Source organism: Agrobacterium vacciniicorymbosi, from assembly GCF_040427045.1.
Taxonomy (GTDB): Bacteria; Pseudomonadota; Alphaproteobacteria; order Rhizobiales; family Rhizobiaceae; genus Agrobacterium.
Genome location: NZ_JBETMF010000007.1, coordinates 281684 through 288484, shown reverse-complemented (window position 1 = coordinate 288484; position 6801 = coordinate 281684). Strand labels below are relative to the sequence as shown.

The 6801-nt window shown below is 49.3% G+C and carries 7 protein-coding genes and 1 tRNA gene; 2 read left to right on the top strand and 6 right to left on the bottom strand.

Annotation, left to right across the window (positions count from 1 at the left end; all coding sequences use genetic code 11):
- Positions 1-39: 39 nt before the first annotated feature.
- Positions 40-756 carry a hypothetical protein gene (locus tag ABUK73_RS13640; protein ID WP_353577758.1) on the bottom strand — a complete coding sequence of 239 codons (717 nt, stop codon included), beginning with the start codon at positions 754-756 and terminating at the stop codon, positions 40-42.
- A gap of 42 nt (positions 757-798) precedes the next feature.
- Between ABUK73_RS13640 and ABUK73_RS13635 the strand changes: the two genes are divergently transcribed.
- Positions 799-1275, top strand: a complete 477-nt coding sequence (locus ABUK73_RS13635) for a hypothetical protein (protein ID WP_353577757.1) — start codon at positions 799-801, stop codon at positions 1273-1275.
- 71 nt (positions 1276-1346) lie between these two features.
- On the opposite strand, the gene ABUK73_RS13630 is transcribed toward ABUK73_RS13635, so the two are convergent.
- The 4 genes from ABUK73_RS13630 to ABUK73_RS13615 all read right to left on the bottom strand — a co-directional run bounded on the left by ABUK73_RS13630 (position 1347) and on the right by ABUK73_RS13615 (position 4116).
- Positions 1347-1436, bottom strand: a tRNA-Ser gene (locus ABUK73_RS13630).
- A gap of 53 nt (positions 1437-1489) precedes the next feature.
- Entirely contained in the window at positions 1490-2014 is a 525-nt protein-coding gene (locus tag ABUK73_RS13625; RefSeq protein WP_353577756.1) for a ClpX C4-type zinc finger protein, read from the bottom strand.
- A gap of 228 nt (positions 2015-2242) precedes the next feature.
- Complete coding sequence (locus ABUK73_RS13620; protein WP_353577755.1) at positions 2243-3220, bottom strand: hypothetical protein; 978 nt, start codon at positions 3218-3220, stop codon at positions 2243-2245.
- An 89-nt stretch (positions 3221-3309) separates the two neighbouring features.
- Positions 3310-4116, bottom strand: coding sequence for a BglII/BstYI family type II restriction endonuclease (locus ABUK73_RS13615; protein WP_353577754.1), 807 nt, complete (start codon positions 4114-4116; stop codon positions 3310-3312).
- A 119-nt stretch (positions 4117-4235) separates the two neighbouring features.
- On the opposite strand from ABUK73_RS13615, the gene ABUK73_RS13610 reads away from it, so the two are divergent.
- The gene (locus ABUK73_RS13610; protein ID WP_353577753.1) at positions 4236-4850 is read left to right on the top strand and encodes a BglII/BstYI family type II restriction endonuclease; all 615 of its coding nucleotides are present in this window, start codon (positions 4236-4238) and stop codon (positions 4848-4850) included.
- Here the strand turns inward: ABUK73_RS13610 and ABUK73_RS13605 are convergent.
- On the bottom strand, positions 4847-6484 hold the full coding sequence (locus ABUK73_RS13605; RefSeq protein ID WP_353577752.1) for a DNA cytosine methyltransferase: 1638 nt from the start codon (positions 6482-6484) through the stop codon (positions 4847-4849). The genes ABUK73_RS13610 and ABUK73_RS13605 overlap by 4 nt on opposite strands.
- Positions 6485-6801 lie beyond the last annotated feature (317 nt).

Here is a 6801-nt window from a genome sequence, read left to right as displayed (position 1 = left end):
ATTACGCCATAATGGACGCACCGGCCATGGCAGCATAACTTAAACGAAATGGCCTCCGGCAAAACCGGTGCGGGTCAATCCTTCGCTTGTAGTCCCCTGCCGGATCGTCCATCCCGGTTTGCTTAGCAGCTTCCCCCAGAACCAGATCGCCCAGAAGTTTGCACCCACGAATCTGCGGGCACGAAGCACACTCGGTGAAGATGGATTCAGCGTATAGTGCAATCCAAAACATGTTGGCCAGCGTTCAGTGGAAGTGAGCGGGACATTAGGAATAGTGACCACTGGAAAAATCTGAAGATCGCTTTCGACAATTTCCATCGCATTATTGAACACGTCCTCTGACACCAATGTCCGAAAGTATTCGGCGGGCACTTGATGTCGATGATATGTGAATTTCTGGATCGCACGGTGAAGAGGTAGTTGGACTTCTTTCACGTGATCGAGGACAAAGCGTCTGAAATCTTCTTGGGCAGGCAGACCTCGATAGTTCTCGATCAGATATATTGGATGCTCGACGCGGAACAGACCATCGGCGACATACGCAGGCCACCGTTTGATAACGAATTGTTCGCACAACCCCTCTGATGCGCGATTGCCATGTAGTTGGTTGGGCCTAGGAAATCTGCGTCGCCTGTTGCCGCGTAGAAGCGCGAAGTCGAAAGCGGTCTCGATGTAAAATGGATAGGGAATGCCAAGTCGATCTGCGCGCTGCCTTGCCGAAACCAGTTGGCTTCTCTCACGAGCGTTATCTTTCATGGTAACGTTGCTGATTATTCGGGATGGCACGAATTCTACGGGTTGCCCAAAGACATTCTGACAGACGCCAAGAACGGTAAGAAACTGACAATCAGCGACAATGGCGGCAAGACGATCACCCTCGGCCTTGCTTCAGCGTCGGAACCATTTTCGCAGTTCGTCGAATGTTTCAATAACGCTCCTGCCAAAGCGGAAGCCACCAGCGACGATTCCGTCGTAGACCAAGGTGCACTCAATTGCAAAAACTGCTTACTTCAAGTCAATGGTAAGAAAGCTATCGACGGCGCCTGCCATTGGAGCGGGTCCAGCCTTGATAAAAACAGTATCTATATGCAAGCAAATGGTTATTTCGCCTATATCGAAATCAATCAATCAACCGCTGACGGCTGGTGGAATGAAACGCCGGGTAGCACCCATGCCCATTCCGAACTGGGTGAAATGAAGCGCGAAGGTCAATGTTGGAAAAATAAAAACGTTCGCCTTTGTCCTGGGGTGAGCGGTTCAAATTACGCTTGTTAGATTTCGATCCGATTGTCGTAAATTCAATCAGGTCGTCTCACTAGTTCCGCGAAGTTAGGCGGATCGATGCTTGGCGGAGAGGGTGGGATTTGAACCCACGATACCCTTGCAGGTATGCCGCATTTCGAGTGCGGTGCATTCGACCACTCTGCCACCTCTCCGCGGACACGATTTTTTAGGGTCGTGCGCAAAGAGCGAGATGGTTGAGCACATATTAGAGCTGTTGCCTGATCCAGGGTGCCGCAAGTGTGGCTTTCCGTGGCGTTGTTTCGTTAGCTGGCATCAATCGAAGAAAGAATTCAGTAAAGGTATCCTGAAAGATCGCCAGATTCACATCACGGCGCACGCGCGCATATACCATCAAGACATCACCGAAATCGTTCTCGGCCCACCCGTAGGTCCACCCTACAATCTTTGCATCTAATTCACTGGCGCATTCCAGAAGCTCGGCATGCATTCGGCTTCTACGCTCAGGGAGCAAGCATGCTTGATGGTCGAAGAAAATTGAAAGAACATGGACGAGTGTCCCTTCAACCTCTGAAAAATCCTCAATAATATTTAAGTGAGAAGCAATATGTGAGCATGAGGCACAGATCGCCACTCCTGGTCCGGCAATGATATTGCCGACGCCGTCCTGCCGGGATTTTCCGCAGAAACTACATATTACAGCGTTGTCGCCTTGGCCGAAGAGCACGCGGCGCGCTGCAAGCAATCGGTCTTTTATAGAGAGCTGGTTCATACGGCACTCCTTCTTGAAATGACAGCCGATCACTTTGCATAACAATTAGCGGTTGCTACGACGGAACAGACTGGCTACCTTCATACGCCGTTGCAACGACGGCTGTGCCTTCATGAGACCTGAAAGTTGCCAGCGTCTGTGTGAACTCGGATCGTTCAACTAGGCTTCTCGTGTGCGACGGCGATACGATCGGTGGTGTTAATGGAGCGTGATGGCTTTCGACCAGCGTCACTCCCTTTTCTGTGCAGAGGACTCGTGTGAACTCACCTTGGCGCCAAAACGTTCTACCGCTGACAATATCGTCGCTTCGTGCGCGGTTTCTAGCTCCTCACGCTTTAGATTTATTGTCGTCTCGCCTTTTTTAAGAATGAAATTCCGCTCGGTCTGCGCGAGCAATTTCGCGATCGCCAATACAGATGATTTCTCGCCGAAGCAGATTGCAGAGTAAAGGGCACTGAATCGGAGGTCTGCATTTGTAAGTTCGTTTTGAAAGAACTTTATCTCATAGAGCGAGTAGCGGTAAAGCCTTAGAAAGAAGTATGCAAAAACTTGGACTACTGCCACCACAGACAATCTAGCGACAAATTTGAAGGAGACATGCATAATGTTGACGTCGCCGTTTAGTTCATTACTTGCTAGAAGAACTGAATATCCTAGAAAGAAGATGCCACAGACAGAGATAAGCGCACCAATTGTCAGGTTTAGATTCGCTCTTCGACCGAGATCACTTATCTCCTTTTTCAAGCGTATTCGTGAATTGACGATCGTCGCTCGCAATACTTTTTTTCCAGATAGATTTTCATCTAATTGTTGAAATTGCCTCTGCCAGTAGGCACCCAATCCTGCTTGAAGATCGTCACTGATCGACTTAAGTGCCTCTTTTTTCAGCGCAATTCTCTCCTGCTTGGAGAATCCGCTAGTTTGTTCCCGAGAAAGCGCTTCGACCTTTCGCTTCAAATCGGCAAGCTCGGAATTTGGATTCTCTTCGAGATCACTATCGCCGTTCCGATCAGCTCTGGATTGCTGAAGATACGAAAGAATCTCGATTCCTGCGCCTAGCAATATTAGGAAAGTCCCTGAGAAACCCACCAGCAATGTAATTATTGGATAGATATCGCCCATCAACATCGCTGCAACAAGAAGAACAACGCCGACGACCGACACTCTTCCAGAGTTCATGACGGATAACTGTTTGATATTTCCCATAAGACGCCCCCTGATTCAACCAGGGCAACCTAAACTGGCAATCTAAACAATTTCCTACGCCAAAATCTGCAATGCCGGATGAGCTTATCTTAAGTCGACGGAACTTCACCAGCGTCGTCAGCTGCCTCAACTTCCGCTAGCGCAGCCTTGCCTTCATGAAAGGTGACAACCTCGACCGGCAGGCCGATTAGGAGGAGGGGACAGGGATTTCCAACGCCTCGTCGGAGCCGATCATCGAGCTTGCGCCAGTGAGTGGTTGCCTCTCCGAATTTGTCGGAAACGAACTGTCCTACAAAAGCTTCTTTAAAGTCGAGTGGATTGACCGGCCTATCGATTTTATCTTGTATCAATCGTCGTTGGCGAGATGTTGGGTCGTATCCCCAACGCCGGATATCGTCGAAACCCTGAATTTGTCTCTCATATAGAAATCTCCGAACTATTGCTCGCATGTTGTCGTGGAGACTTTTTCCTCGAGTTACGATAATGCCAACTGATATTGCACCGTCCGCATGAAGACGCTTAAAGTTTTCGAGGTCCCGATCAAAGAATGGATCCTTGTTGTTCCATTCGATCTCCAATGCGATCCTGCTGCCGTCCGGAAACGTTCGCACGTGATCCACCTCATGCGATTGGCTTTCGCGTGGCACTCCATTAATCCGGCGTTCGACAACGAATTCGAACTTTGGCCAACCGACTCCGTGAAGGACCCTCCTCAATCGTTGCGTTCCCTTAGCTTCGCCGCCGCCTCCCGCGATGATTTCCTCCACAGGTATCGTCGCGTTCATCAGCGCCTCTTCTAACTCCTGCACGGCGTCAGCAAAATCTACGCTTAATATTGCTTGAGCATGGGACATGAACTCGATCTGAAAGCCCCGTTGCACAAGTTTATCAAACATTACTTCTCCCTGTCGGATGGCCGACAATCTGGACGCGAATCAAATGTCTGATTAACTTAAGGCCAGCCCACATAGTTGGCCAGTATTTGGTAATTCAGTTTCGAACTTTAGGCCTACACATGAAAATTGCAGCCCATTATTCCCACCTGAATGGCTTAGAATTTTTGGAGGCGCGAAAACCCCAACTGCTTACGGAAATTTATGAAGTCATCGAGAAAGTTGACGCAGCCGCTTGCCAGACAAAAATTTCTAAAGAAAAAACTAGGCTATCTAAGTCTCTCTATTCACCCAAAGATTTGAATAAATCATTCAAAAATGGGTTCTCCGCCCATGGCTGGAAGTCTGTTCAGACAAAATACTGGGTCTGCGAGGATGCTAGGACGAACCGCAAGATCGTCGACCTGCCAGCAGATCGGCAAAAAAAAGAAATAACCGAAGCGGGATTTACTCCATTTCCTTCAAAGAACCAGACCGACTTTGTGAAAGAGCGAGTATCCGTTGAGGTTCAGTTTGGTAAATACAGCTTCATCGCCTACGATTTGTTCGTAAAGCACTTGGCATTCTATGTGGCTGACACGATCGACGTAGGAATCGAGATTATACCGATGAAGTGTTTGCAGAGAGAAATGTCATCTGGCCCCGGCTATTACGAAGCGGAGCTTTTCAATCTGATGCGCGAAGGTAGAGGCGTGCCAGCGGTGCCGCTAGTTTTGTTTGGTGTAGCGCAGGGCTAAGCTGCCATTTGCGCTTTAGCATGCCAATCGAGCGTATTGAACCAGCTTGCTACCAACAGGCCGCTGACAATTCGCAGCGAGTTCTTTCTGAGCTTTTTTTCTCCGAGTATTGATGAACCTGGGTTAGAACTAACTGCGATCTTGAGAACGGTATTTGACAGGCTGGACAACTCAGCCTCACTCATTCGCTGGTTCAACTGATTATAAATCGCATTAGCAAGCTGCCCAAGGGTATCCACGATGTCATAAGGTGACAATCCATTTCCGCGCCGCGTCCAAGCCGCTTGTAGGACTTCTGGGGTGGATTCACGTAGGTCTGTCTCAAAACGTAAGAACTCTGAGCCCATGTCGGCTACCGTGGAAGATATGCCTTTCAACTGAAGAAGCTGTCGTGTGACCCTGGCATCAGGACTAATTTGTCGGATATCCTTCGACGAACCAAAGAAAAAGCCGACTGTCCAAAAGACATGATCATTTTCAAACCCGTTTGAAAGATCGAATCTCATTCCACTTTTAAAACGGAGGTTTGGTAATGCAGCTCTGAAATTTCGCTTAGCAGGGTATGATCGCCCCTCTGCATCGGGAAGTGTTACTGTCGACAGCTTCGCCGGGAGTGATAAAGCTCGGCCAGCTTTCTCAAACGAGGGCAAATTTTCTGGTGCTGTTAGCCTGGCAGCGTGTGCGACAAGATAAGTAAAGGTGGGTGGTATGGCATTCCCCACCATTTTTGCTTTCTCCGAAAATGATTTCGCAAAAAATTGGTGGGTTACAGGAAAGCCCTGCAAGCTGGCTCTCTCTCGAATCGTCAGCCTGCGAAAAGAGTTTGTCGCGTTAGGGTTGGCGATGACGATGCTCTCGCGAGAGACGCGGGTGCAGGTAGCAGTAACAGTCCGGGATGGCTGATCCATGTTGTCGGGAAATGCCATATTGTTATAAACAGGATGAAACTCTTTCGCCTCTCTGTTCATCCGTAGCTCTTCACGGTTCAGAGCCGGTTCAAACTGCATTTCCGTAAGCTTTTCCTTCGGCAGTTCTACACCCCAAACCGGGTCTGTCACACCGTCAGCCTTGTTTAGGCCAGCGATGACATCCCCTAATGTTAGCTTTTTGAGCCGAGTTTGATAACTTTCAAGCAGATCAAATGGAATATTTCCTGCAACGCAACGCTTCCTAGCTTGTGGCGCACCGAACTCCGAGAAATCTAAGACCTTAATGGTGGGGTTTAAATGGCGGAAACGATAGAGGACGTGTGTCTCATCATTAAACGCATGCCGCAAAACCTCCGCAACTCTAGGAACGTTTTCAAACGCCCAAAAGCGTGGCCGCAGAAATTCAACGATTTCGAGAAACTTGAAGACGTCCTTAAGACCTTCAGCAATATTCCCTCGGCCACCTCTGTTGGCATATGAAAACTCTGTGCAGGGTGGGCTTCCAACGACTAAGTCGATGTCGCGAGGTAAGTCTTCGAGTGACAAAGCGCGGATGTCAGTGGGAGAAATACTACCGGCGAAGTTTTCGTTATGGGTGTCGATGGCAGGCTTCCAACGCTCATACGAGGCCACGACTTCTATCCCAGCGAGTTTTAGGCCGGTGCTCCAGCCACCAATTCCCGCATAAAGATCAATTGCTCGCACGACGCACCCTTAATCAACGTGATTCATTATTTTGCGATAATACTCATAGAGGGGAAAAGAGCAAGATCCAAAGCCCATGCCATGTTCAAGGTCGCTATCCTAGGTTGCTTTCGGCCCACAATCGCGGTTAAAGTTGGTGAAGCTGACGCCGTAGGCGACGATATACGAAACTGGTTTTGGCTGCCACCGCAGGATCAATGGGCGGGATGGGCGCGGGAAGCGCTTGAGAAGAACAGGTTGGCTCTGGCGTAGCGCTATTTGACTCAGGGAGCTTGCTGGCTGGCTTGGCGCAGCTGGACGTCGCTTTGTCGCTCTGG

What these genes read in the sequence shown, in the direction of transcription:
- ABUK73_RS13625 (WP_353577756.1), bottom strand. Translation starts at nt 2,014, where the DNA reads ATGAACCAGCTCTCTATAAAAGACCGATTGCTTGCAGCGCGCCGCGTG.
- ABUK73_RS13640 (WP_353577758.1), bottom strand. Translation starts at nt 756, where the DNA reads ATGAAAGATAACGCTCGTGAGAGAAGCCAACTGGTTTCGGCAAGGCAG.
- ABUK73_RS13615 (WP_353577754.1), bottom strand. Translation starts at nt 4,116, where the DNA reads ATGTTTGATAAACTTGTGCAACGGGGCTTTCAGATCGAGTTCATGTCC.
- ABUK73_RS13620 (WP_353577755.1), bottom strand. Translation starts at nt 3,220, where the DNA reads ATGGGAAATATCAAACAGTTATCCGTCATGAACTCTGGAAGAGTGTCG.
- ABUK73_RS13610 (WP_353577753.1), top strand. Translation starts at nt 4,236, where the DNA reads ATGAAAATTGCAGCCCATTATTCCCACCTGAATGGCTTAGAATTTTTG.